Raw genomic sequence first — 23,297 nt, forward strand, 5'->3', positions numbered from 1 at the left:
TGCTCTCCGTGGTCTCGCGCCGTATTCACTCTTACAGGGGTAGTATTCCGTCCGATGGTAGTGTAGAAAATTGCGGTGACCTACCTGTATGAGCAGCTCACCGATCGAACCTTCCAGCAACTATGCCAGTCGCTTCTGACGCGCAACTTTCCTGGGACTGTGTGCTTTCCAGTAGGTCACACTGATGGAGGCCGCGACGCCGCTTCGAGCGACAAGGTCACTGTCTATCAAGTCAAGTGGACTGAGTTTCCTGAGCGGATCAAAGATGGTACGAGCTGGCTGAAGAGAGCGCTAAAATCCGAGGAAGAAAACATCCGCGAGCTCTACGAAGATGGCGTTCGCCAGTACGTGATGATGACGAATATTCGCGGGACCGCGGCGCCATCTTCAGGGCAGATTGACCGCTTTAAGCAGATTCTGGATGATACCTTAGGCGATCTAGAAGACATGGCCCTCGATTGCTGGTGGCGGAATACTCTAGATCGACATCTGGATAACGCCCACGAACTCCAGTGGGCCTTTCCGCAAGTCCTGTCGGGTCCGCAGGCATTGAGAATCCTTCTTGAGGACGTCGCAGATGTACGCGCGAAGGCGCGAACCGAAACCTTTCTTGCGTATGTTGCTATGCAGCACGCGGATGATCTGAAGCTCCGGTTCAAGCAGGTCGAGCTAGACACAATCGAAATGATCAAGTTGTTTGTGGATGTGCCGGCGGCTCCAACATTCCCAAGTTACGTCGAGTCTTCGCCGTCTTGGCGAGAGATGATTTCATCTTCAGGTCTGGTCGAGCGTCGAGTCCGAGTGAATTGGTCCGATCGTGATGCCGTGCGAAGCGAACTAGGTCGGATCGAGGCAGTGCCGGCGGCTAGGCTAATTCTAGGACCAAAAGCGTTTAACAGAATCCTCATAAATGGCGCACCTGGTCAGGGTAAATCTACCCTACTGCAGTATTCGTGTCAGTTGCTACGCGCGAGGCTGCTTGATGAATCGATCGACGAGGCGTTTGGGTCCAATGCGCAGGTTACTAGTCAACGCCTTCCAATAAAGCTTGAGCTGAAGGAATTTATCGGATGGCGTCAGCGGTCCAACGGGGAACGCGGTGGATCGCTCGAAGGAATGATAGCCGACGAGATTAGTAATTTGTCGGGCGGGGCCGATTTTACGGTAACTGACCTGCATGGACTACTTAAATCAGCGCCCGGCTTCATTGCGCTCGACGGATTGGACGAAGTTCCTGATCCGACGGACCGCGCCACCGTAGTGGAAGAAATTGAAGCAATGAGTACGAGGCTGGCTAGAATTAGTCCTCGTACAATGATTGTCGTAACATCGCGGCCAGTTGATCAGCGGGCGCGTAGTCTTTCTCAGAAAGATTTCATGCATTTGACGCTGCAGGACATACCGCAGCCGTTGGCGGAGGCTTACTTAGAAAAGTGGCTAGCTGCCCAAAACCTTCCTGCCGAAAATGCGGACATTGTTAGGAGGACATGGGCGCAACGACGCCAGGATCCGCATGTTCAGGATCTCACAAGGAATGTAATGCAACTTTCGATCCTGTTGCATTTGATCAACTCTCGCGGATCGTCACTTCCTGATCGGCGAACGCTTCTGTATGACGACTATGTGCGAACTCTCCTCGATCGAGAGGCGGAAAAAGATGCCCGCGTTGCCATGTATAGAGATGTTCTACTGGACCTACATGGCTATATCGCCGTCCATCTTCATGGAGAGGCAGAAAGAAACCATGGGAACGGACTAATTTCAGAAGTACATCTGAATGTACTTATATCTGAATTTCAAACTTTGCGAGGAGGTGGTGTGTCTCAGGGTGTTGAAGATTTATTTGCTGGTGTGCAGAGAGTTGTGGCGCTCGTATCTCGAAAAGAGGGTTACTTCGAGTTTGAGATCCAGCCGTTGCGGGAGTACTTCGCTGGGCGATTCCTGTATAATTCTGCCCCCTATGTTCTGCCTGGAATAGTAAAAGCGGGACAAAAACATGAGCGTCTTTTTGCCTTGCTGCAGCGCCCCTATTGGAGTAACGTTCTGCGGTTCTTCGCCGGTTGCTTCACGTTCGGGGAGCTTGACGGCTTGACGCAGATGATCTCAAATTCATCTAGTTACATTGATATTTCAACAGCAATGACTTCCAGGCGGCTCATGGCGACCTTGCTGGCCGACCGAGTGTTTGCAGAGAACCCTCTTGCGGAACAGGCGTCCCTTCGATATGCGCTCGATGTCTCCGGTCTTCGACAACTTTCTGCTTCAAACGTCAATTTTTCGCTACCGGCTACCGAATCGGTAAGGGAATTCCTGGCAAAGATTGTCGAAGATGTAAAGGCAGGCGACTACATGGGTGCGCGGGCATATGCGCTGCGAGCGATTGCGCCACGCGAGCTTCTCGTTGACGAAAGTTTGCGCCTGCTTCGGGGGGACCTTACGGACAAGGACCTCAATTTTTTTGGTTTCCTGCGTGTCGCAGAACTGCTGCCGCGAGACGAAGTCAGAGAAATAATTAGAGTCGCTAACGGTTTGCAGCGATTGAAGGTTCTTCAGGTGTTAGGCCAGGGGAACGCAGAGTTTGATCTCGCTGAGAGTGTGCAAGACTTCTCCATGTGCATATTGAATTGCCTTCGTGATCCGAAGACTTCGATGATCGTGGATCGTCGTGTGCTAGCCAATAATCCGATTACGTCTAGCCTTCAGCAGTTGGAATCATATTGGCACTATTTGGTCTATAGGAGTCGTAGGTATAGTGTCAGTGGCGGCTTTGGGAGATGGTCGACTGTAAGGGATAAGTCGCCGGAGGAACCTCAAGTAGTTGGCAGTTATTCTCTTGATCCGGCTGTCATGAGAATGCCACTAGACTTGATTTGTGAACTTCAAAGTCGAACAGGTGACAACTGGCTGACTCGGCGCATGGCTATCGCATATGCAGCGCGCGGCTCGCGGAGGCTTGCTGGCCAGGCTTCGCTTTTTGAGCAAGGAGACAGTCTGTTGATTGGCGTTGATTTAGTCGCGCTGGCAGACTTCCTGCGCAGAGATCAGGCAACGACGCATTGGTGGGTTGATCAGTACGACGCGGTGATTGATTCAGAAGAAATTGAGCGTGCAACGTGGCTCCTCGCCGTTGCTGTCATGTGCGGGCCGGCTCAGCTGGTCTCCCTTGCGAAGGAATTCGAACGAGCTGCATCGACACTTCCTGCTGATTGGATGCGCAGTATTGCCGCTACGGTCGATGATTTGGCGAGTGAATATGGCCCAGGAATGCTGGACCAAAAATTTCTTATGCGGAAGTTATTTTCGGATTCGCCAACAATGCTTTTGACGGTACTGCCGCGATTTGGGCAACGACCAAATTGGTTGTTCGAGTCGGCAGTATCCGCAGTCCAGGCTCTCCCTGAGCATCAGCATCTTCGTGATCGTATCGCAGGAGCCAAACTTAGGCTGGTTGTGAGTCGTGCCAGGAATGAAGCATCGAAGGCCGAACTCAGGAGTCGTCTAATCGATGTCGCTCAGTGTGGACTTGAAACGCCGCTTGTCGGAGGTGATCTGGTGCAAGACGGCTCTGGTTTAATAATGCCAAATGAAATTGCTGCTGAGATTATTCGTACGTCAGATAATTGGCCTGCTTCGGTGGTAAGGATCGCCGATTTGGCACTTCGGTTTGATCGGAGTGTTCGGCCATTGCTCGATATCATTCATGGCGAGGAATGGTTTCGTATGAGCTAAGGTGCCTTGTTCAATTGATCTGATCGAGCCCGTTTTGGTCGGAAAGGTGGGGTAGCTAATGAGCAAGACCGTCTCAGGCACACCATTGCCCCGTGGCAGCTAGTCGGTGCGCCCACGGGCACGAGAGACTGTCACTGTCCGTAGTTTTCCGCCTCGATTTCCGACCAGGGCTTTCGCTTCATGTCCATGTACGTCAAGGCGTCTGTCCGCGTTCCTGGACGAAGTTTGGCCTCGATAGTGGTCCAACCAAGGCGTCGAGCGGCTTCGACACGGTGATGCCCGTTGACCGTGACTCGCTCCCCGTCACTTGGTGCCTCATAGACGAGGATGCCCTCGATCTCGGTCGGGTGGTCGATGAAGTACTGAATCCGCGATTCGTCGAGGCCACTACGCTGTGTGTCGAGGTTGCCCTGGTGCAGAGACTTGATCGGAATTGTTGTCATTACTGGGTCGTTCCCTCCGTTCAAGCCTTGTCGCCGACAGGTTAGCGATGGGAGCGTGACGAGTCACGAGGTGACACGTTCAGTCCAGGGACTGTCATCGTGGTGGGTAACTTCGGGACTTGCCGACGGACTATGCGGAGACCGGCTCACGACGTCACGAGACCACGGCGGAGTTCGGTGCTGCTGGGCATTCGGCGTGCGTCCAGCCTCGAGTGCTGTGCAACTGAAGCGTGTCGGACACGTCATTGCCACATGACGGAAGCTTGGCGAAGTGCCGGTGCTAACACAGATCAACCGCGGAACAGCCGCGTAGTAGTGAGCAAGATTCGGACATTCAATTACCCCATGAGGCACGAGGTGACTTCGGGCCCAATCCGCGGGAACCTGCAGGTCAAGCTGGGAGTTGCAGGCGTGTAGATAGTGAGCAAGATCGTCCTCGGACACAGTATTACCCCACGAATCGCGGAACGCGATCTTGAAGCGTGATCGTTCGTAGTCTAGCTCGAATCGATTTCTTCCAGTCGCCGTCCGGCGCTGTCGTAGATGATGAACAGTCTCGAGTCTCGTAGCGCTGTGGCGACGCGTGTGCTTCCTGTTGGCCCGGCTCAAGCTTGACGACGCCTGCGCTGCCCTGGGCTCCAAGTCTCAAGTCGAGATGGTCTTCGCGGATGTAGAGGGTCCTCGGTCGCGGCTGGCTGGCGCGTTGGGGTGCTGGTGTAGCCGTGGTGGCAGCCGTAGGTCGGACGTCCCCGGTGCCAGTGCGAGTCCAGCCGTCGGCTGCAGACACCGCAGCGGATCAAACCGGCCAGAACGAACCGGCGAGTTCGGGCCGCGGCAGGTGCGGGGTGGCGGTAGTGGGTGCTGTTGCGGAGCACGGCGTAGCGGACTCCGTAGCGGCGGCGGGCCAGGCAGATGAGGGTGGCGTTGTGGTTCTTGCCCCCAGCCCATTCTTCGATCGCGTCCGGCAGTCCAAACCGCGCATTCCGGTTGCCCTGCCGCCGGGTCCTCCAGAGTGAACGGCACGCGCGGCAGTCAGCCGCGCCGGACGTTAGGCTGGCGTCCCGATGAACACAGGCCGGTCAGCGGCCGTCCCCGAGGAGCCGTTATGCCAGCCGATCGGGCCGTGGCCCGGACTCGTCATCCCCGCCACCGGCGCCGCGGCGAGGCCCGGCTGCCGGCCGCCGTTGCGACGCTTGTGGCCATCGCGCTGTACCTGGCATTGCCGGAACAGTTGCTGGTCGCTCCCCGGTTCGTCGTGCCCGCGCTGGAGTTCCTGCTGCTGGTCCCTTTGATCGCGATCAACCCGCGGCGTGTCACCCGGCAGACGCGGCTCTCCCGTGTCCTGTCGCTGTCGCTGGTCGGGGTCATCGGCCTCACCAATCTGGGGCACTGGGGCTGCTCATCCACGACCTGGTAGCCGGCGCGGCCGACAGCGGCCAGGCCCTGCTGCTGGGTGCGCTGCAGGTGTGGCTGACCAACGTGATCGCCTTCGGCCTGACCTACTGGGAGCTGGACCGCGGGGGCCCGGTCAAGCGCACCCAGGCCAGCCGCGCCGACCTGCCGTTGGCCGACTTCCGGTTCTCGCAGGACGAGAACGACGACGCCGTCGAAGAGGTCGCCGAGGGCTCCAGCGTCAAGTCCGACTGGGTGCCGACCCTGGTGGACTACCTGTACGTGTCGGTGACCAACTCGACGGCGTTCAGCCCCACCGACACCATGCCGCTGTCCTCGCGGGCGAAGGTGCTGATGGCGGTGCAGAGCGTCGCGGCGTTGCTGACGTCGTTGCTGGTCATCGCTCGCGCAGTCAGCGTGCTGAAGTAGCTGCCCGGTGGTCATGGACTTCCCCGACGGCGGTCAGCAGCGTCGTCGCGGCAACCCGCCGGCCTGGCCGGATTAGGAGAGCCACCACCGCCGCCGTGGGGACCGCCGAAAGCGCGGCACACAACAGCACGGTGGTGTTCCCGGCGCCGCTGATGAGCACGATCGGCGAGCTGGGCACGTTCCTGGCGCGCGAGGCTGCCGCAGCCACGACGTCGAACGGCGAAGCCGCGGTCCGCGGCGACGGGCCCGGCCGCCTCTAAGCTGGCCGGATGGACGAGCCGACCCCGCCGCGCATCCTCGTGATCGAGGATGCCGAAGCGATCCGGGTGCCGGTCGAGTCCGCGTTGGCCGACGCGGGGTTTTCGGTGCGGTCGTGGCCCGACGGCGCCAGGCTCGAGGCGGAGCTGGCCCGCGCTCGCCCCGACCTGGTCGTGCTGGATGTGATGCTGCCCGGCCGCGACGGGTTCGAACTGCTGCGGGTGATCCGGCGCAGCTCCGCCGCCGGGGTCGTGATGCTGACCGCCCGCGACGGGGTCGAAGACCGCCTGCACGGGCTCGGCGAGGGCGCCGACGACTACATCGTGAAGCCGTTCGTGCTGGCCGAGCTGGTCGCGCGGGTGACCGCGGTGCTGCGCCGGACCGGGCGCACCCGGCCGGCCGTGGAGATCGGCGACCTGGTGATCGACGTCGAAGGCGGGCGGGCCCGCTATGGCGGCGCCGACGTCGAGCTGACCTCCACCGAGTGGAAGGTGCTGCTGTACTTCGCCCGGCACCGCGACCGCGTGGTGTCCAAGACGCAGGTGCTCACGGCCGTCTGGGGCTACGGCGAACTGGCGCCCAACCTCGTCGAGGTCAACGTCAGCACGCTGCGCCGCAAGCTCGAAGCACACGGCCCGCGCGTGCTGCACACCGTGCGCGGACAGGGGTACGTGCTGCGCGGTGAAGCGTGAGCGGGCTGCGGACGGCGTCACTGCGCCGCCGGGTCACCGTCACCGTGCTGGTGGTGCTGGCGGTGGTGCTGGTCGCCGTCGGCCTGGTCGTGGACACGGTGTTCCGCGCGCAGGCCGAGCGCGACGTCACCGCCGTGCTCACCGCCCGGGTCCAGCTGGCGCAACAGCTGGCCAAGCAGAACGCGGCCCCGCAGAACCTGGTGCGGCGCGTCGAAACGCGCGGCGTGCAAGCGTCGCTGTCGATGCCGGACGGCGCCTTCTTCGGAGCGGCGGACCTGCCACCGGACGCCCGGATCCGCCAGGTCCGCGCGACGCTGTCCGGGCCGCCGCGGATCAACGGCGCGAAACTGACGCTCACCGCGGACGAGTCCCTGATCGCGGCGGCCGAGCAGAGCCTGCGGTGGGTGCTGCTGGCCACCGGCGTCGCCGCGCTGGTCGCCGCCGCCGTCGCGCTGCTGCTGGCCGTCCGGTTCGCGCTCGCGCCCCTGGACGCCATGACGCGGCTGGCCCGCTCGATCGTCTCCGGCGGTCGCGGCGGCCGGCTCGCCCCGGAGAAGACCGGCACCGAGCTGGGGCGTGCGGCGGCCGCGTTCGACTCCGCGCTGGACGCGCTCGAGGGCGCGGAGCGGGCGGCGCAGGCGTCGGAGGAGCGGACCCGGCGGTTCGTCGCCGACGCGGCCCACGAGCTGCGCACGCCGTTGGCCGGCGTGCAGGCGGCGGCCGAGGCGCTGCTGCAGCAGGCGCCGGACACGCCCCACGAGCAGCGGGAGCGGCTGCAGCTGCTGGTGGTCCGCGAGTCCCAGCGGGCCGGCCGGCTGGTGGCGGACCTGCTGGACCTGGCCCGGCTCGACGCGGGCGCCGAGCTCGAGCGGGCGCCGGTGGCGCTGCGGGAACTGGTGGCCGCGCAGGCCGAGCAGGTGCGGCTGACCGCCCCGGAAGTAACGGTGGAGGTGACGGGCCCGGACACGGTCGTCCTCGGTGACCGGGCGCGGTTGACGCAGATCCTGGCCAACCTGACCGGCAACGCGGTCCGGGCGATGGCCGGGCGGGGCACGTTGACCTTGGAGGTCACCGGCGACGGGGTGACGGTGACCGACACGGGCCCGGGTGTGCCGGGGCCGGAGCGCGAGCGGATCTTCGACCGCCTGGTCCGCTTGGACGCGGCTCGAGAGCAAGGTGGGTCCGGACTGGGTTTGCCGATCGCGCGCGGTTTCGCCCGCGCGCATGGCGGCGACCTGTGGTGTGAGGCCGCGCCGGGCGGGGGAGCGCGGTTCCGGCTGACCGGGCTGACGCCGCACTTTTAGTCCGGTGGCCGTTATGGGCTTACGCAGGGGACTACCATGTTTCGGTGAACCTGGTGGAGCGGTGGAACGGCCGACAACTCTCAGGCGAACAGGCCGTCCATCCGTCCACTGTGGCCGGTGAGTACCTTGCCGGCGTCGGTGCCGAGGACGTCCTCCAGCACCGTTGCGTAGACGTCGCGAAAGTCCGTCGTCAGCTTCAGATCGCCGTCGTCCAAGTCGGTCAGGCTCGGTTCCGCGCCGTGGAAGCCGCCCTTCACTTTGGAGCCGATGACGAACACCGGGCCCGCGGTGCCGTGGTCGGTGCCCTGGCTCGCGTTCGCCGTGACCCGCCTGCCGAACTCCGAGTACACCAGCACCGTCGCCTGCTTGCCTCGGTCGGACTTCGCCAGCCGCTGGACGAACGGCGCCAGCGCGCCGTCCAGCTCGGTCAGCAGCCGCTGCTGCGTGCCCCGCTCGTCGGCGTGCGTGTCGAACCCGCCCAGCGACACCGAGTACGCCCGCGTCGGGACGCCCGCCTCGATCAGTCCCGCGACCACGTCCAGCTGGGCCGCCAGCTCGCCCTTCGCCTTCTCGCCCTGCTGAGAAGACGGTCCGCCCAGCGTCTGCACGGCCCGGTGCAGATCGGTCACCGACCGCGCCGCCCGCGCCTGCCAGAAGCCTTCACCCGGCTGGGCCGTCCCCAGGTCCGCGAACGCTTTGCCCAGCGCGCCTTCCGGGAGCTTCAGCCCGCCCACCGGCAAGGACGCCGCTGCGGTTCGCTCGCCGGCCAGCAGCGGCGGCAGCACCGGGTCGACCGACACCGCGCGCAGCGGGTCGTCGCCGGTGGCGTCCAGCCAGCGGCCGAGCCAGCCGGTCGGCACCGACGTCTCGGGCGACGCCGTCTGCCAGATCGCCATCGACCGGAAATGGCTGTGGTCGGGCTTCGGGTAGCCGACGCCGCGCAGCACGGCGAGCTGCCCGCCATCCCAGAGCCCCTTGAACCCCTTCAGCCCAGGGTTCAGCCCCAGCCCTTCGCCGAGGTCGAGCACCTCTTCCGGCTTGTACGCCAGCTCCGAGCGGGCGTTCTGGTACGCCGGGTCGCTCGCCGGGACGACGGTGTTGAGGCCGTCGTTGCCGCCGTAGAGGGTGACGACCACGAGCACGCCCGCGTCCGGGTCGAGGGGGTTCACCTGCGCGGCCGACATCAGGTGCCCCCAGTCGACCTGCGTGGCGCCTGCGGCCAGCGCCGCGGCGGCCGTCACGCCGGTCGCGGTGAGGAACCTGCGACGGTTCACCTGCTGCACGATCGTCACCCGCTCACTACGTATTCGGGGGCACAAGCGGCCACTGTGGACAGTTGGCGGACGTTGCCGGCGACGCCGGCCAGCGCGGCGCGGGTCCGGTCCGACCACGCGTCGACCCCGAGCAGATCGCCGATCGCCGCGGCCTTGTCCCGGGCTTTCGCCACCGCCCCGAGGTCGGCGTGCTCGGCGACCAGCTGCGCGGCGTGCAGGCGCGCCACACCCGCCGAGGTCGTCAGCCAGGCGCCGCCGGCTGCCCAGCCTCCGACGCTGGGTGGCTGGAACGGCACCTGGCCCATCCCGCGCAAGGCAGCCAGTAGCTGCGTCCTGGTCTTGTCGTCGAGCTTCGCCGGCCGCACGCCCAGGGCGCGCAGCAGCCCGGCCAGCCACTCGACCGGCTGCTTGACCAGGGACGTCGCGCTGTCGTGGAACGCCGGCTCGTCGGTAATCGCGCGCAGCAGCGAACGGATGTCCCGGTGGCTCCCGTAGGCGGCGACGAGGCGGTTGAGCGTGTCGGCCGGCGGCGCGGTCGTCGACACCAGCCGGAACCAGACGCGCCCCGCGACGAACGGCGCCGACTCCGGGCGGCTCAGCACGAGGTCCACGAAGGACCGCGCGTCGAAGTCACCGCTGGTGCCGAGGATCCGCTTCACGCCGTCGTCGTGCCGCTTGGCGACGAGCTGGGACGCCGTGCCGTCGCGCTTCGCGGTCCAGCCGGTGAGAGCGCGGGCGGCTTCGCGGACGTCGTTTTCGGCGTAGTGCCCGACCCCGAGGGCGAACAGCTCCATGAACTCGCGGGAGAGGTTCTCATTGGGCTTGCCGGCTTTGTTGCTGTTGCCGTCGAGCCACAGCAGCATCGCCGGGTCGACGACCATCGCGCGGGCCAGCTCGGTGAAGCTGCCGAGCGCGTGCTCACGCTGAGCCTGGTTCTGGGCGAGCATCAGCCGCGGGCTGCGCACCTTCTGCTCGCCGGTGGCGAAATGGCCGTGCCAGAACCAGGTCAGCCGTTCGACGGACGCGAGGTCGGCCGCCGCCATCCGGTCCAGCCACCAGCTCACGGCCTGCGTGGCCTGGGCCTGGGTCTGCTTGCGGGCCTGCTGTTTCGTGGCTTTGTCGGCGTTCTTGTCGGGCTTGTCCGGCGGCGGGCCGGGGTCGGGCATCGGTGTCGCGGCCGCCCCGGCGTCCGGGCTGCCGGCCAGCAGCCGGTCGCGGGTCTCGGCGAACCCGCGGTCGAGGTCGCCGGGCCGCGGCCCGAAGCCGAGGCGGTCGTGCAGCCGCCGGACGGCCGCTCGTTCGGAAAGCACCACCATGCTCCCGATGGTGGGACGCGCGCCGGGCGCCCGCGACCACCTGGCGGAAACCTTAAGCCGATCCACAGCTACCGTGGGTCACCGGGCTGGCTGGATCTTCGCCGCGGCTGAGCAGGTCGGGACGGCGTCACGGGCGAGTAACGGATCCCGGCCGCCCGTCGACACATGCCCCGTGGCAGAAAAGCAAGGTGCATCACGCAAGAAGATTGTCGGGTGGGTGGCTGCGGTGGGCACGGCCACCGCGGGTCTGGCGACCTTTCTGACGAATGTGACGACGATCGCTGATTTCTTCAAAAGTGAGGAAGTTTCCGCCGGGGCCGCCACTACGTCGGCAGCGGCCGGGCCGCGAACACGTGTTGTCCCACCGATAGGTGATTCCGGCGTGACCCCTACGCCTTATGAAGCGGGAGAATCGCGTCAGTCCGTGCCGGACCCTTTCCTGGCGACGTGGACCGGAATCGTCTTCCAGCGAGGCGGGCCGTCGACGAAGTTTCCGGTCGAAATCGAGCTCGCCGGAGGGCGGCCGGGGGAGCAGATCGCCCGGGTGCGGTACGACACGCTGGACTGCGGTGGCGTGTGGCGGTTGCAAACGGCGTGGGCCGAGGCGATCCGGTCGACGGAATCCATCCAGTCCGGCCGGTCACACTGCGAGGACACCGTCACCGTCACCCTTTCGATGCAACCGGACGGGCAGGTCTATTACGAATTCCTGGACGCGGAAGGCCGGGTCGGTCAGGGAATCCTGCACAAATCTTGATTGCGTCCAGTGCGCAGTGTGAGGCCCGGGAGGTCCCGGGCGGCGGGGACCCGTACTTCGTAACGACCTAGGACGCCGCGGCGACCTTTCCTGGCATGGGACCACGGAGGAGATGGGTTCTCGTCGGAGTAATCGCGCTGATGCTCAGCGCGTGCAACCCGGGCGCCGGCGAACCTGTCGTGGACGCGGCAACGCGTCAAACGGTGTCACCTGCTCGAGGCGCCGAACTCGAGGCCGGTCCACATCTGAAGGTCACCGTGGGCGCAGGCGCCGTTGATCGGGACGCGATCGTCTCCGTTACGCCGGCGGGAGTCGAGGCGCCCCGGCTGCCGGGGTTCACGTCTGCTGCTCCGCCGGTGGAGATCGCCGTCAGTGCTCCTCTTGTGCAGCCGGTTCGGCTCACCTTCGACGGCGTCGGTGGTCCTGAGGGCGCGGTTCCGGCGTTGTTGCACTATGACGCCGTGGTCGGCTGGTATCCGGTGGAGGTGGGCGAGACCGCCGGACCGATCGTCGCCGAACGGACGGCGCTATCGCCGTTCTCGACCGGATGGATCTCCAGCGCAGCGGAATGGCTGCGCGACCGCGCGGTCGGCAAGGCATCGCCTCCGACCTGCGGGCCTCCTCCGCCCCAGTGGGCTCGGCCGGCGATGGCGAAGTCGGATATGACGACCGGCTGCGTCACCGACAACTCGGGCAAGGTGGAACTGAGGATCCGCAACAACCGGGGCCTCCCGGTCGAGGTGGTCGTACCGCGCGGTGTCGCCTACGCAGACGTCCAAGGCCAGAACGAAACCGTCCGCAAGATCATCCGGGACTACGTGGGCGGAGACAGGGTCGTGCTGATGCCCGGCCAGGACGTCACGATGGGTTGGGCACGCCCGAGTGAAGACACCCAGGTCAGGGTGCAGACGGAGTTCACGGCAGGCACAATCCTGCCGGGCCTGGCGATGGAGTTGCTCGGCCTGGACGACTCGACCTCGTTGGCCGCGCTGGCCTACTTCCTCGCTGATTGCGGCGACGCCAAGACGCTGGCTCTGGACGTTCCCAGCAGTTCAGAGGTTTTGGGCGTCGTCATCAAGACGCTGGTCACCTGTGCGGCCAAGGCCGTTACGTCACCTGGTGGCGCCATCACGGCCGCCGTCTCGGCAATTGCTGCCGCTTACGGACGCGACAACGCCACGGTTGTCGCCGACCGTGAGTTCGCCGGCAAGGTCGACAAGCTGGCCAACGGGCTCCGTCTGCTCGGCAAGTTCGTCAAGGTCTACACCGCGGTGAAGCTCGCCGCGGCTCTCACCCAGGTCGTCGTGGACAGCACCGCGCCGGCGCGGGACCGAGCGTTCGTGTTGAACCTCAGCGGCAGCGCGTCCGCCCAGCGGATAGCGACCTTCACCGGTTACGGCGGCGTCGCAGTCGGCATGACGAAACAGCAGGCTCTGGACAAAAGCAGCACACCGTTGAGTGAACATCGAATCGGTCCGTGCACTTACCTCACGGACTCGGGCGGCGACCGGCCTGGCGGACTTTCGATCCTGCTCAATCGCGACGGCCGGGTCATCGGGATCAGAGTTCCCGCGAACGCCAGAACGGACAAGGGAATCCGGGTAGGTAGTACTTATGCCCAAGCCGAGGCGGCGTACCGGGGAAGACCGACTGAACGAGATGCGGACGCGGGCGGCTACCACCTTCTTGTGACCGGTCCCGGTGGCGCGATCGGGTTTCACTCGCTGAACGAGGCGGGCCCTGTCGAGAGCATCGCCGTCGGCCGGGAGGACTACGCGAAAGGGTTCGAGCTCTGCTCGGACAGCGAACCGCCGAGCTGACCGCGCTGGGTGCCAGTCGAGGCGGCGGCCGCCTTCGCTGCGGGCCGGCCGAGGACGTCACGCAGATGAGCTCTGCCCGCTGCCGCGGCGGCAGGTGCTGGACGGCGACGGTGAAGGCCAGCTCGAGGAAGCCTGCGAGGCGGCGGATTTCCGATCGGTTCGTCAGGGCCGGTCTTCGGCGTCGCGGACGATAGACCGGGCCAGCCACGCGAACACCCGGTCGTGCGCCGGTTTCTGGAGGTGCCAGTACGCGTGGCCCAGCGGCGAGGCCGGGGTGAACCGCACCCGCTGCCGCAGCAGGCTTCCGGGGCCGGCCGGGTCCGCGCGCAGGGTGAGCTCGGCGTCGCCGGGCAGGCGCATGTCGGCGGTCAGCACGAGTTCCCGGTGGGTGTCGTCGCGGTGGCGGACCGTCCAGAAGTCGACGACGTCCCCGGCGACCGGCCGGTGGGGTCTTCCGCGGTAGGCCCCCGGGCCGCCGAGCAGCCCGTCGAGCAGGCCGCGCAGGGCCCACGCCGGTGCGGGCGGGAACCGGCCGTGGTCGCCGCCGAGCGCGGTGATCGCCTGCCACAGCCGGTGCGGGGCGGCTTGCGACGGCCGGGTGCGCTCCTCCTGGTACGCCGGGCCGGCCGGCGCCGGTGGCACCGGCACGCCGAGTGCCGCGCGCAGGGCGTTGTCCAGGCTCGTCGGGCCGCCGGGCGGTGGCGGCAGCACGGATTCGACCGGCGTGTCGGCCGGCAGCAGGTCGTGCTCGAGCGACGCGAACAGCGGGCCCGCGACGGCGGCGGGCACGGGCGAGGTCAGCCCGGCGATCCGCGCGGCGGTCCCGTGGGACCAGAACGGCGACGGCAGGGCGAGCGCGGCGGGTCGCCCCAGCAGGCGTGCGCACCGCCGCACGAGGCCGTCGTAGCTGATCGTCTCCGGCCCGCTGATGTCGAACCGGCCCCGCAGCGGTGGGTGGCAGGCGGCGGCCCGCAGGTAGTGGCGGACGTCGGCGAGCGCGACCGGGCGGCTGCGGCGGGTGGTCCACCGGGGCCGCGGCCGGACCGGCAGCCGGGCGGTGCGCGAGAGCAGCTCGACCCCGGCCGATCCGCGGCCCAGGATCATCGAGGCCTGCAGCGCGATCGCCGGGACCTCGCCGTCGAGCAGGATGCCGGCCACCTCGGAGCGGGACGCCAGGTGCGGCGACGTCGTGGCCGACGGCCGGGGGCCGCCGAGGTAGACGAGCTGCCGGACCCCGGTGGCCGCGGCCGCGGCGGCGAGGTGCTGCGCGATGGCCCGGTCCCGGCCGGCGAAATCCGCGTGGCCCAGCGAGTGCACGAGGTGGAAGACCACGTCCGCGCCGGCGCACACGGTCTCGAGCGCGCCGGGGTCGGTGGCGTCCCCGAGCGTCACGCCGATCCGGCGCGGGAAGCCGGGTGCCGCCGCGCGGGCGAGGACCCGGACCGGGCGCCCGGCGGCGGCGAGGTCGGCGACGAGCGCGCGGCCGACGAAACCGGTCGCGCCCAGCACCGCGCAGCGGGGTGCCGGTGTCATCGCGAGTCCGGCCGGGCCGCGGTGCGCCGGTAGACGGCGGCGAACCGGCCGGCGACCTCGTGGATGCCGAAGCGGCCGACGACGGTCTCGCGTCCGGCGGCGGCCATCGCGCGGGCCCGCGCCGGGTCGTCGGCGGCCCCCCGCACGAACGCGGTCAGCGCGTCCCCGAACGCGGTGAGGCCCGAGGTGTCGGCGAGCAGGCCGTTGCGCCCGTGCTCGATGTAGTGGCCGAGGCCGCCGCGGCGCGGCCCGAGCACCGGCAGGCCCGCGTCCATGGCTTCGACCACCGCGATGCCGAACTCCTCCTTGCGGCTGGGGCAGACGTAGAGGTGCGGCGTGGGCGCGGGGAGCCGGTGGGCGAGGCCGTGTTCGAGCAGGCGGACGTCGTCGTTGCCCAGCGCGGCCAGCATCGCGAGCCGGCCGGCGGCGCCGGGGTGCCGGCGGTACAGGTCCAGGATCCGGTCCAGGAGCCGCTTTTCGTCGCCGGTCGGGTTCGTGGTGTCCCCGCCGACGAGCACGAGCGCGGTGTGCTGCCACAGGCCGCGGGTGAGCCAGGCCTCGACCAGCAGGTCCTGCTGCTTGACCGGGTGCAGCCGGCCCACGCACAGCACGATCGGCAGCGCCCGGGCGGCCTCGGTCAGCCGGGGGAGACCGGCGCCGGGGGCGAACAGCGAGGCGGTGAGCTGCTGCTGGCGGGCTTCGGCCGTGGCCGTCGGGAACAGCCGCGGGATGCCTTCGGCCGGGGATTCCGGCTCCGGGCGCCCGCGCAGCTGCGGGAAGTACTTCACGAGTTCGCCGTCGGGCCGCCCGGGCAGGCCCAGGACCGTGTCGGCGGCCGCGACCAGCCGGTCCGCGGCGTAGAGCCGGTGCAGGTCGAACCGGGCGGCGGCCCGGTCGCCGCCGGGGCCGGGCCGGTGCCGTTCGGCCAGCGAGCGGTGCGGATCGGCGGTGAGGGTGAACACCGTCCGCGCGCCCATGGCCCGGGCCGCATCCACGACCGCGGCGGACCCGTCGTCGGCGTAGCGCACGTGGACCACGTCGGGGGTGCAGCCCGCCAGCCACAGCAGGTGCCGGGCGAGGAACGTGATCGACGGCCGGAGCCGGGACAGCTCCGCCTGCGCCGGCGGACCGGGCGCGTCGACCGGCAGCCGCAGCACCACGTGCCCGGCACCGCCGGAGTCCAGCAGCGTGGTGCGCTCGCCGAGCCGGTCGTGGCCGAGCAGCGTCACCGTGACGACCCTGGCGATTCCCTCGTGGCGCGGCAGCTCCGCCCCCAGGTGTCGCAAGAGGACGGTGAGCCCGCCGCTGGCCCCGGCGCCGGGCTGGTCGAACGAGCCCAGCAGCATCGACTGCGCGACGGTCAGCCCGGGCCGGTCCGCCGGCGGGCAAGTCCACAGTGGACTGCTCGCCGCGGTTTCGTCCTGCCGGGCCAGGCAAACCGCAGTCAGAACGTGTTCGTAGGGGTCTTCGGCGCGCTCGTGGGCCGCGGTCAGTGCGCCGGTCGCCGCCGGCCGCCCGCCGCACTGGGACAGGTAGCGCCAGGCGGCGTGCCGGTACCGGCGGTCGTCGAGCCCGCTGGCGAGCACGGCGCCGACCGGCAGGCAGCGGAGACCGTGCCGTTCGGCCAGCTCCAGCAGGAGAGCGGCCCGGCTCGGCGTGGCGTGCTCGAAGGCCGCGCGGATCGCGGCCGCGGCGGCGAGCGGGCCGTGTGCGGCGACCGCGTCGGCGAAGAGGTCCACGGCGATCGAGGCGGCCAGCTCGCCCGGCAGGCCGGTTTCGGTCGCCGGCACGGCCTCGAGCACCTCGGCGGGGCCGGGGCGGCGCGCTCCGCGAGCCATCGCCCGGAACGCGGCCACCTGCGCGTCCGGGTCGTCCGGCGCCGGCCGCTCACCGGCGTACTCGACGAGGGCGAGGCCGGCGAAGTCCGGGTGGAAGGCCCGGCGGAGCCGCTCGAGCTCGGCGGAATCGGGGGCGCCCGCCCAGGCCCGGAGGGCCGCCAGCGGGTCGGCCGGGACGGGGGTGCGGAGATTCGGAATGGTCACTGCGCTGCTCCGGCAGTCGGGCCGTAGGGTCGGCGGGGCTGGGGAAGGAGTTCGGCATGGTGGGATCGCGGGTCGTGGTGGTGAGCCCGCCGTTCGCGTCGCACGCGCGGCCGATGGCGACGGTCGCCGCGGCGCTCGCGGCGGAAGGCGCGGACGTCACGTTCGCCTGCGCGCCGGCGTTCGCGGAGCTCGCCCGCGAACACGGCCTGGCCTTCGAGCCGTTCGCCTTCGGGGACAACGCGAACACCGGGATCGCCGAGCGCACCCGGCAGGAGGCGGCCGGTGCGCGGCGGCTGGCGGAGTTCCTCGACGCGACTCGCGCCGGGGCCGTGCCGGCGCTGCTGGCGCAGGCCCGGCACCGGCGGGCGGACATGCTGCCCGACCCCGAAGGCGTGCTCGCGTCGGTCCGGGCGCTCGACGACCGCCTCCGCCCGGACTGGTACCTGGTCGACCAGCTCGCCTACGCCGTGACGCTGGCCGTCCACGCGCTCGGCCGCCGCTGGGCGGCGTACTGCCCCGGGCACCCCGGTTACGTCATCGACGGTCCCGGCCGGTTCTTCGGGCTGCCGCCGTATTGGCCGCGCGCCCTCCGGCCGGCCGAGGCGGACCTGGCCGCCTTGCGGACCGAGGTCGAAGCGAACGACCGGACCTTCACCGAGCTGTTCGCCCGCTTCCTGGCCGAGCACGCCCCCGGCCGTCCGGTGCCCCGCAGCGCTTTCGGCCTGACCTCGCCGGAGGCCGTGCTGTTCAACTACCCGGACCTGCCCTGGCTGCCCGCCCTGCCGCCGGCGCCGGCCCGGCTCTTCGCCGGCCATTGCAGCGACGTCGGCGAAGCGCGGCTGCCCGGCGACTGGGCCGGCCGGGCCGGCCGGCTGACCGGCGGCGGACGGCACCGGCTCGTGCTGGTGTCCTTCGGCACCTTCCTCTCCGCCCGCGACGACGTGCTGGGCACCGTCGTCCGGGGGCTGATCGGGGTGCCCGGCGTGTCGGTGCTGGTGGCCGCGGGGAACCGGAAGGCGAGCGTGCGGGCGGCCTTCGCCGCCGAACCCCGGGTCGAGGTCGCCGACCAGGTGCCGCAGCGGGCGCTGCTGCCGCGGACGTCGGCGGTCGTGCACCACGGCGGCAACAACTCGTTCACCGAATGCCTCGCCGCCGGGGTGCCCGCGGTGGCCCTGCCGTTCTCCAGCGACCAGTTCGCGGTGGCCCACGACCTCGAACGCAGCGGAACGGGCAGCGTGCTCGATCCGCACCGGCTGACGGCGCAGGCGGTGACCCACGCGGTCACCGGCGTCCTGGCGAAGGCTCATGAGATCCGGGACGCCGCGCACCGGCTGCTCGCCGGACGAGGGCCGCGCCACGCGGCGCGCGGGCTGCTGTCGGCCATGCGACGTCCTTCCCTAACCGATGCAGAGTCGTTGCAAACGTAGGTCGTCGCGGCCGCTGCTGCCTAACGAGCGAGCCTGTCCTCCGCCCGAGGCGTGCGGTGCCGCCGGGTGGCTCTGTGGCGTCGTCAGGGGATAAGTGCAGGTAGAATCAAAGTCGGGCGACCGTCCCGGATGCTGCTCGGCTCGAGAAGTGGGCTCGAAACTGCATCGGATTTGAATCGTATGGCGCGATGCCGTGCGCTGGAGGTGCCATGCCGCCGAACTTGCCGCCGGGGGTGTCGCTGGTCCGTGCGCGGCTGCGGGACGCCCTCTTCGCCCGGGTGGCGGGACCCGACGGGCCGCGCAACCGCGCCCGCATCCACGGCGCGCCGGGGGAACGCTGGTTCGCGCCGGACAGCGCGATCCGGCGGGTCCACGGGGACACGGCCATGTTCGTGGGCGGCCTGCGCGCGCTGCTGCTGCAGTCGCTGCACCCGCTGGCGATGGCGGCGGTGGCCGCGCACTCGGGCTACCGCGGCGACCCGTGGGGCCGGCTGCAGCGCACGAGCACCTTCCTCGCCGTGACGACGTTCGGCACGGCCGAGGACGCCGGGCGCGCGGTCGAAACCGTGCGCGCGGTCCACCGGCGGGTGCGGGGCGTGTCCCCGGACGGGCGGCCCTACCGGGCCGACGACCCGCGGCTGCTGGCCTGGGTGCACCTCGCCGAAGTCGACAGCTTCCTGCGTGCCCACCAGCGGTACGGCGCCCGGCCCCTCGACGACGCGGGGTGTGATTCCTACGTCGCCGAGACGGCAGTGATCGCCCGCGCGCTCGGGGTGCCCGACCCGCCGGTGACCCGCGCCGGGCTCGACCTCGCCCTGGCGGCGTACCGGCCCGAGCTGCGCGGTACCCCGGAGGCCCGCCAAGCCGCCCGGTTCCTCCTGCTCACCCCGCCGATCCCGTGGCCGGCGCGGCTTCCCTACGCCGCGTTGGCCGCTTCGGCGGTGGCGATGCTGCCGGCGTGGACGCGCCCGGAGTTGCGCCTGCCACGGCTGCCGGTCGCCGAAGCGACCGTCGTCCGGCTCGCCGGGCACAGCCTGGTGAAGGTCGTGCGCTGGGCGATGACCGCGGCCTGAGCGGCCGCCACCGGCACCCGGACGGGTCTCCCGGGAAGCGGCCGGCGCCGTTTGGTTGCGACCCCGCCGGGTACGGCGTGGACGGGGGAGCCCGACGAACGAGGAGCGCACTGTGGAGCAGGATCAGGTAAGCGCCGTGCTGACGGCGGAAGGGCCGTTCGCGTCGGTGTTCCTCGACGATTCACACGACACCGAGGACGCGGACCGGCAGCTCGAGCTGAAGCTGCAGGAGATCGGCGGCCGGCTGGGCGAGCAGGGCGTCGACGAAGCGACGGCCGAGGCGGTCGTGACGGCGATCCGGGACAGCGAGCCGCCGGTCGGCCGGAGTGGCCGCGGGGTGGTCGCCGCCGGCGGCCGGGTCGTGCTGGACCGGCGGCTCGCGGATCCGCCTGCCACCCAGGTCGTCCGCGTCTCGGCCCTGCCCTACCTGCTGCCGTTCTTCTCGCACGGTTCGCCGGAGATCCCGTACCTGCTGGTCAAGGTGGATCACCGGGGCGCGGACCTGGTGACCTACGACCGCGAGGGCCGGGAGGTCGCGACCGAGACGGTGACGGGGGAGGAGGCGCCGCTGCACAAGGTGCGCGGCGGCGGGTTCGCCCACCGCCGGATGCAGGCCACCGTCGAGGAAACCCGCAACCACAACCTGGAAGACGTCGCCGAACGCGTCGCGGCGGTGCACCCGGGGCTGGTGCTGCTGGTGGGGGAGCAGCAGGCGCGGCGGGCGTTGCACGCGAAGCTGCCGAAGGCGGTCCAGGACGTCACCCGCGAACTGGAGGCAGGCAGCCGGGCCCCGGGAGCCTCGGAAGAGGACCTGGAGCAGGAGATCCGGGCCGCGCTGGCCGGTCAGTGGCTGAAGCGGCTGGACGAGCTCGCCGAGCGCTTCCGCATCGGGCTGGGCCGGCCGGACGGGCTCGCGGTGACCGGGCTGACCGAAGTCGTCCGGGCGCTGGCCGAGGCCAACGTGGACACGCTGCTGATCGGCGACCCCGGCGACGCCGAAGCCTGGGTCGGCCGCAACGCCGGCGAGATCGCCCTCGACCGCGACGGGTTGACGGCCTTCGGCGTCGAGGACGGCCGGCTGCAGCGGGCGGACGAAGCCCTGCCGTGGGCGACGCTCGTGTCGGGCGCGCCGGTGACGGTCATGGACGAGCGGGTCGACCTGAAGGAGGGAATCGGGGCGCTCCTGCGGCACACCTGAGCCCGCGGGGCGCGGCGAAGAACATCGGAAAGCCGGGTCCCCGAAACCCGATGGATCGGAGACCCGGCAGCCGGCGATGGGGTCAGGCTTTGTGCTGCATGCTCGACCGGGCCGGGTTGCCCTGGTCGGCGGCTTTCGGGTCCTTCTCGTCCCGCTTGGCCCGGACGCCGGATTCGATCCGGTCGCCGAGCCCCTTGTCGACGTTGCGCCAGTAGTCGAACGCCCGCGTCAGCACCGGCTCGGACACGCCGTTGAGCAGGTGCCCGACGACGTTGTCGACCAGCCGTTCGCGCTGGTCGTCGTCCAGCACCTCGCGGACCATCGTGCCGGCCTGGCCCCAGTCGTCGTCGTCCTCGCGCAGCGTGTACGCCGTCCGGACCATGTCACCGTCGGTGTGCCAGCCCGCGGGAGTCCCGTACCGTGCCGGGTCGGCGTGCGGGCCGCCCTTGGAGTTCGGTGCGTAGACCGGGTCGGAGACCTTGGTGTAGCGCATCGCACCGTCCTTGCTGTAGCTGTGCACGGGCGCGACGGGGGCGTTGACCGGCAGCTGCTTGTAGTTCGCGCCGATCCGGTAGCGGTGGGCGTCCGGGTAGGAGAACAGCCTGCCGAGCAGCATCTTGTCCGGGCTCGCTCCGATCCCCGGCACCAGGTTGCTCGGCTCGAACGCGGCCTGTTCGATCTCGGTGTGGTGGTCGGTCGGGTTGCGGTCGAGCGTCATCCGGCCGACGTCGATCAGCGGGTAGTCGCCGTGCGGCCACACCTTCGTCAGGTCGAAGGGGTTGAAGCGGTAGACCTTGGCGTCGTCGAACGGCATGACCTGCACCTTCAGCGTCCAGCTCGGGTGGTCACCGCGCTCGATCGACTCGTACAGGTCGCGCGTGTGGTAGTCGGTGTCGGCCGAGGCCATCTGGTCGGCTTCGTCCTGGGTGAAGCACTCGACGCCCTGGTCGGTTTTGAAATGGTACTTCACCCAGAAGCGTTCGCCCGCGGCGTTGATCCACATGTAGGTGTGCGAACTGTAGCCGTTCATGTGCCGCCAGGTGCGCGGGATCCCGCGGTCGCCCATCAGCCACGTCACCTGGTGAGCCGACTCCGGCGACAGCGTCCAGAAGTCCCACTGCATGTCGTGGTCGCGCAGGTTGTTGTCGGCCCGGCGTTTCTGCGATCGGATGAAGTGCTGGAACTTCAGCGGGTCCCGGATGAAGAAGACCGGGGTGTTGTTGCCGACCATGTCGTAATTGCCTTCGCTGGTGTAGAACTTCACCGCGAAGCCGCGCGGATCGCGCCAGGTGTCGGGACTGCCGCGCTCGCCGGCGACGGTGGAGAACCGCACCAGCAGGTCGGTCTTCGTGCCCGGCTGGAACACTGCCGCCTTGGTGTACGAACTGACGTCGCCGGTCGTCTCGAACCGCCCGAACGCGCCGCTGCCCTTCGCGTGCGGTTGCCGCTCGGGGACGCGTTCGCGGTTGAACTGCGCCATCTGTTCGATGAGGTAGTTGTCGTGCAGCAGGATCGGGCCGTCGGGGCCGACGGTGAGGGAGTGTTCGTCGCTCTCGACGGGGATGCCCGCGTCGTTGGTGGTCGGTTCGGGACGAATCTGCGTCACTGTGCTCCTTTTTGCGACAACCGTAGGGAACCAGCCGTGCCAATGCCCATGGGTCGCGTACCCGATCCTTTCCGGGCCAAAACGCACTCGGTGCTGCAGGGAGGGGTCACCGAGCCCGGTCCCGCCGCGGAACTGGCGCCCGCCTCGGCATTCGACGCGGGCGCCGAATCCACCGGGCGGCCGCCGTGCGATGTCGCCGACGGGTCGGATGTGGACCGTCGGCGACACTGCCGCGCGGCGGGTGTCAGATCCCGCTGACCTGGCGGATCCAGCCGCGGCCCGCCGCGACGCTGCCGTAGGTGGTGGTGCTGGACCGGTCGCTGGTCGAGCAGACCCCGACCTGGACGCCGTCGTCGATCATCGGGCCGCCGGAGTCGCCGCCGGCCACCGCGCCGTCGAGGGTGTCGGCCGCGATGGCCGGGCCGCCGAAGTAGTCGGTGGCACCGGTGTCGGCGATCCGCACCGAAGCCTGCTTCAGGACGGCCGACTGGTGGTTGCCTTCGTCGGTGGACTGGGTCGCGCCCCAGCCGTAGACGCGGGCCGAGTCGCCTTCCTGTGCGTCCGACGAGCTGCCGGCGAGCCGGGCGAACGTGCCGCCGCCGGTGGTGTTCAGCTTGATCAGGGCGAGGTCGCCGCCGGAGTACACGTACGTCGCGGACGCCTTCGCGTGCACGCCGCCGGAGGCGCTGTTGGAACCGACGTAGAGGTCGATGTCGGTCAGCCGCCGCCCGTTGTCGTCGTACATGCAGTGCTTGGCCGTCAGCACCCACCGCGAGCCGATCAGCGTGCTGGTGCAGAAGAAGGTGTAGCCGTTGGCGTGGCCGTTGAACCGGGTGATGTAGCCGGGGTTCTGGGCCGTGCTGCCGTCGATGATCGACGGCTCGGCACCGGAGGGAACCGGCGTGACCGGGGTGCCGGCCGACGCCGGGGCGGCCGCGAGGGTCGCGAACGCGGCGCATGACACGGCGAGCAGGGCAGCGGATCGGGCGAGAGGACTGCGCATC

At 68.8% G+C, this 23,297-nt stretch carries 18 protein-coding genes; 11 read left to right on the plus strand and 7 right to left on the minus strand.

Annotated features, from left to right (window positions below; genetic code table 11):
* The first annotated feature begins 75 nt into the window (after positions 1–75).
* Positions 76–3,729: an NACHT domain-containing protein gene (locus tag OO60_RS45970; protein ID WP_003058622.1), complete on the plus strand. Its 3,654-nt coding sequence runs from the start codon at positions 76–78 to the stop codon at positions 3,727–3,729.
* 131 nt (positions 3,730–3,860) lie between these two features.
* On the opposite strand, the gene OO60_RS28875 is transcribed toward OO60_RS45970, so the two are convergent.
* The gene (locus tag OO60_RS28875) at positions 3,861–4,172 is read right to left on the minus strand and encodes a ParB N-terminal domain-containing protein (protein WP_003058619.1); all 312 of its coding nucleotides are present in this window, start codon (positions 4,170–4,172) and stop codon (positions 3,861–3,863) included.
* A 1,105-nt stretch (positions 4,173–5,277) separates the two neighbouring features.
* On the opposite strand from OO60_RS28875, the gene OO60_RS47905 reads away from it, so the two are divergent.
* The 5 genes from OO60_RS47905 (at position 5,278) to OO60_RS28890 (ending at position 8,247) form a co-directional block, all read left to right on the plus strand.
* On the plus strand, positions 5,278–5,589 hold the full coding sequence (locus OO60_RS47905) for a hypothetical protein (RefSeq protein WP_240490580.1): 312 nt from the start codon (positions 5,278–5,280) through the stop codon (positions 5,587–5,589).
* 47 nt (positions 5,590–5,636) lie between these two features.
* Positions 5,637–5,993, plus strand: coding sequence for a hypothetical protein (locus OO60_RS47910; RefSeq protein WP_240490579.1), 357 nt, complete (start codon positions 5,637–5,639; stop codon positions 5,991–5,993).
* Positions 5,994–6,088: 95 nt separating this feature from the next.
* Positions 6,089–6,253 carry a hypothetical protein gene (locus OO60_RS46605; protein ID WP_003058617.1) on the plus strand — a complete coding sequence of 55 codons (165 nt, stop codon included), beginning with the start codon at positions 6,089–6,091 and terminating at the stop codon, positions 6,251–6,253.
* 9 nt (positions 6,254–6,262) lie between these two features.
* Complete coding sequence (locus OO60_RS28885; protein ID WP_003058614.1) at positions 6,263–6,943, plus strand: response regulator transcription factor; 681 nt, start codon at positions 6,263–6,265, stop codon at positions 6,941–6,943.
* Positions 6,940–8,247 (plus strand): sensor histidine kinase, encoded by a 1,308-nt coding sequence (locus tag OO60_RS28890; RefSeq protein WP_003058612.1) that lies wholly within the window; start codon positions 6,940–6,942, stop codon positions 8,245–8,247. Before OO60_RS28885 ends, OO60_RS28890 begins: the two co-directional genes overlap by 4 nt.
* Before the next feature lie 80 nt (positions 8,248–8,327).
* On the opposite strand, the gene OO60_RS28895 is transcribed toward OO60_RS28890, so the two are convergent.
* Together OO60_RS28895 and OO60_RS28900 are read right to left on the minus strand one after the other, a co-directional pair.
* Positions 8,328–9,539, minus strand: coding sequence for a DUF1501 domain-containing protein (locus OO60_RS28895; RefSeq protein WP_003058609.1), 1,212 nt, complete (start codon positions 9,537–9,539; stop codon positions 8,328–8,330).
* Positions 9,536–10,837, minus strand: a complete 1,302-nt coding sequence (locus OO60_RS28900; protein ID WP_003058606.1) for a DUF1800 domain-containing protein — start codon at positions 10,835–10,837, stop codon at positions 9,536–9,538. The genes OO60_RS28895 and OO60_RS28900 overlap by 4 nt, the downstream gene beginning before the upstream one ends.
* 172 nt (positions 10,838–11,009) lie before the next feature.
* On the opposite strand from OO60_RS28900, the gene OO60_RS46610 reads away from it, so the two are divergent.
* Positions 11,010–11,594, plus strand: coding sequence for a hypothetical protein (locus tag OO60_RS46610; protein WP_155848821.1), 585 nt, complete (start codon positions 11,010–11,012; stop codon positions 11,592–11,594).
* 179 nt (positions 11,595–11,773) lie between these two features.
* Positions 11,774–13,414 (plus strand): hypothetical protein, encoded by a 1,641-nt coding sequence (locus OO60_RS28910; RefSeq protein ID WP_155848820.1) that lies wholly within the window; start codon positions 11,774–11,776, stop codon positions 13,412–13,414.
* Between the two features lie 162 nt (positions 13,415–13,576).
* Here OO60_RS28910 and OO60_RS28915 read toward each other — a convergent pair whose 3' ends face one another.
* Together OO60_RS28915 and OO60_RS28920 are read right to left on the minus strand one after the other, a co-directional pair.
* On the minus strand, positions 13,577–14,947 hold the full coding sequence (locus OO60_RS28915) for a DUF2867 domain-containing protein (RefSeq protein WP_033262499.1): 1,371 nt from the start codon (positions 14,945–14,947) through the stop codon (positions 13,577–13,579).
* Positions 14,944–16,989 (minus strand): glycosyltransferase, encoded by a 2,046-nt coding sequence (locus OO60_RS28920; RefSeq protein WP_051767799.1) that lies wholly within the window; start codon positions 16,987–16,989, stop codon positions 14,944–14,946. The genes OO60_RS28915 and OO60_RS28920 overlap by 4 nt, the downstream gene beginning before the upstream one ends.
* 56 nt (positions 16,990–17,045) lie before the next feature.
* Here OO60_RS28920 and OO60_RS28925 point away from each other — a divergent pair, with 56 nt between their 5' ends.
* From OO60_RS28925 to OO60_RS28935, 3 genes are all read left to right on the plus strand, one after another.
* Complete coding sequence (locus OO60_RS28925) at positions 17,046–18,416, plus strand: glycosyltransferase (protein ID WP_051767800.1); 1,371 nt, start codon at positions 17,046–17,048, stop codon at positions 18,414–18,416.
* Between the two features lie 209 nt (positions 18,417–18,625).
* Positions 18,626–19,489 (plus strand): oxygenase MpaB family protein, encoded by an 864-nt coding sequence (locus OO60_RS28930; RefSeq protein WP_003091306.1) that lies wholly within the window; start codon positions 18,626–18,628, stop codon positions 19,487–19,489.
* Positions 19,490–19,601: 112 nt separating this feature from the next.
* On the plus strand, positions 19,602–20,687 hold the full coding sequence (locus tag OO60_RS28935; protein WP_003091307.1) for an Rv2629 family ribosome hibernation factor: 1,086 nt from the start codon (positions 19,602–19,604) through the stop codon (positions 20,685–20,687).
* An 82-nt stretch (positions 20,688–20,769) separates the two neighbouring features.
* On the opposite strand, the gene OO60_RS28940 is transcribed toward OO60_RS28935, so the two are convergent.
* Together OO60_RS28940 and OO60_RS28945 are read right to left on the minus strand one after the other, a co-directional pair.
* Positions 20,770–22,293, minus strand: a complete 1,524-nt coding sequence (locus tag OO60_RS28940; RefSeq protein ID WP_003091309.1) for a catalase — start codon at positions 22,291–22,293, stop codon at positions 20,770–20,772.
* A 244-nt stretch (positions 22,294–22,537) separates the two neighbouring features.
* The gene (locus tag OO60_RS28945; RefSeq protein WP_003091310.1) at positions 22,538–23,296 is read right to left on the minus strand and encodes a S1 family peptidase; all 759 of its coding nucleotides are present in this window, start codon (positions 23,294–23,296) and stop codon (positions 22,538–22,540) included.
* Position 23,297: the final 1 nt, after the last annotated feature.

Origin of the sequence: Amycolatopsis vancoresmycina, from assembly GCF_000716785.1 — a bacterium.
Taxonomy (GTDB): domain Bacteria; phylum Actinomycetota; class Actinomycetes; order Mycobacteriales; family Pseudonocardiaceae; genus Amycolatopsis; species Amycolatopsis vancoresmycina.

Excerpts from the sequence above, each read along its gene's own strand:
- OO60_RS28945 (WP_003091310.1), bottom strand. The coding sequence starts at position 23,296 with ATGCGCAGTCCTCTCGCCCGATCCGCTGCCCTGCTCGCCGTGTCATGC.
- OO60_RS28925 (WP_051767800.1), top strand. The coding sequence starts at position 17,046 with ATGGTGGGATCGCGGGTCGTGGTGGTGAGCCCGCCGTTCGCGTCGCAC.
- OO60_RS47905 (WP_240490580.1), top strand. The coding sequence starts at position 5,278 with ATGCCAGCCGATCGGGCCGTGGCCCGGACTCGTCATCCCCGCCACCGG.
- OO60_RS28915 (WP_033262499.1), bottom strand. The coding sequence starts at position 14,947 with ATGACACCGGCACCCCGCTGCGCGGTGCTGGGCGCGACCGGTTTCGTC.
- OO60_RS28875 (WP_003058619.1), bottom strand. The coding sequence starts at position 4,172 with ATGACAACAATTCCGATCAAGTCTCTGCACCAGGGCAACCTCGACACA.
- OO60_RS28885 (WP_003058614.1), top strand. The coding sequence starts at position 6,263 with ATGGACGAGCCGACCCCGCCGCGCATCCTCGTGATCGAGGATGCCGAA.
- OO60_RS28930 (WP_003091306.1), top strand. The coding sequence starts at position 18,626 with ATGCCGCCGAACTTGCCGCCGGGGGTGTCGCTGGTCCGTGCGCGGCTG.
- OO60_RS28900 (WP_003058606.1), bottom strand. The coding sequence starts at position 10,837 with ATGGTGGTGCTTTCCGAACGAGCGGCCGTCCGGCGGCTGCACGACCGC.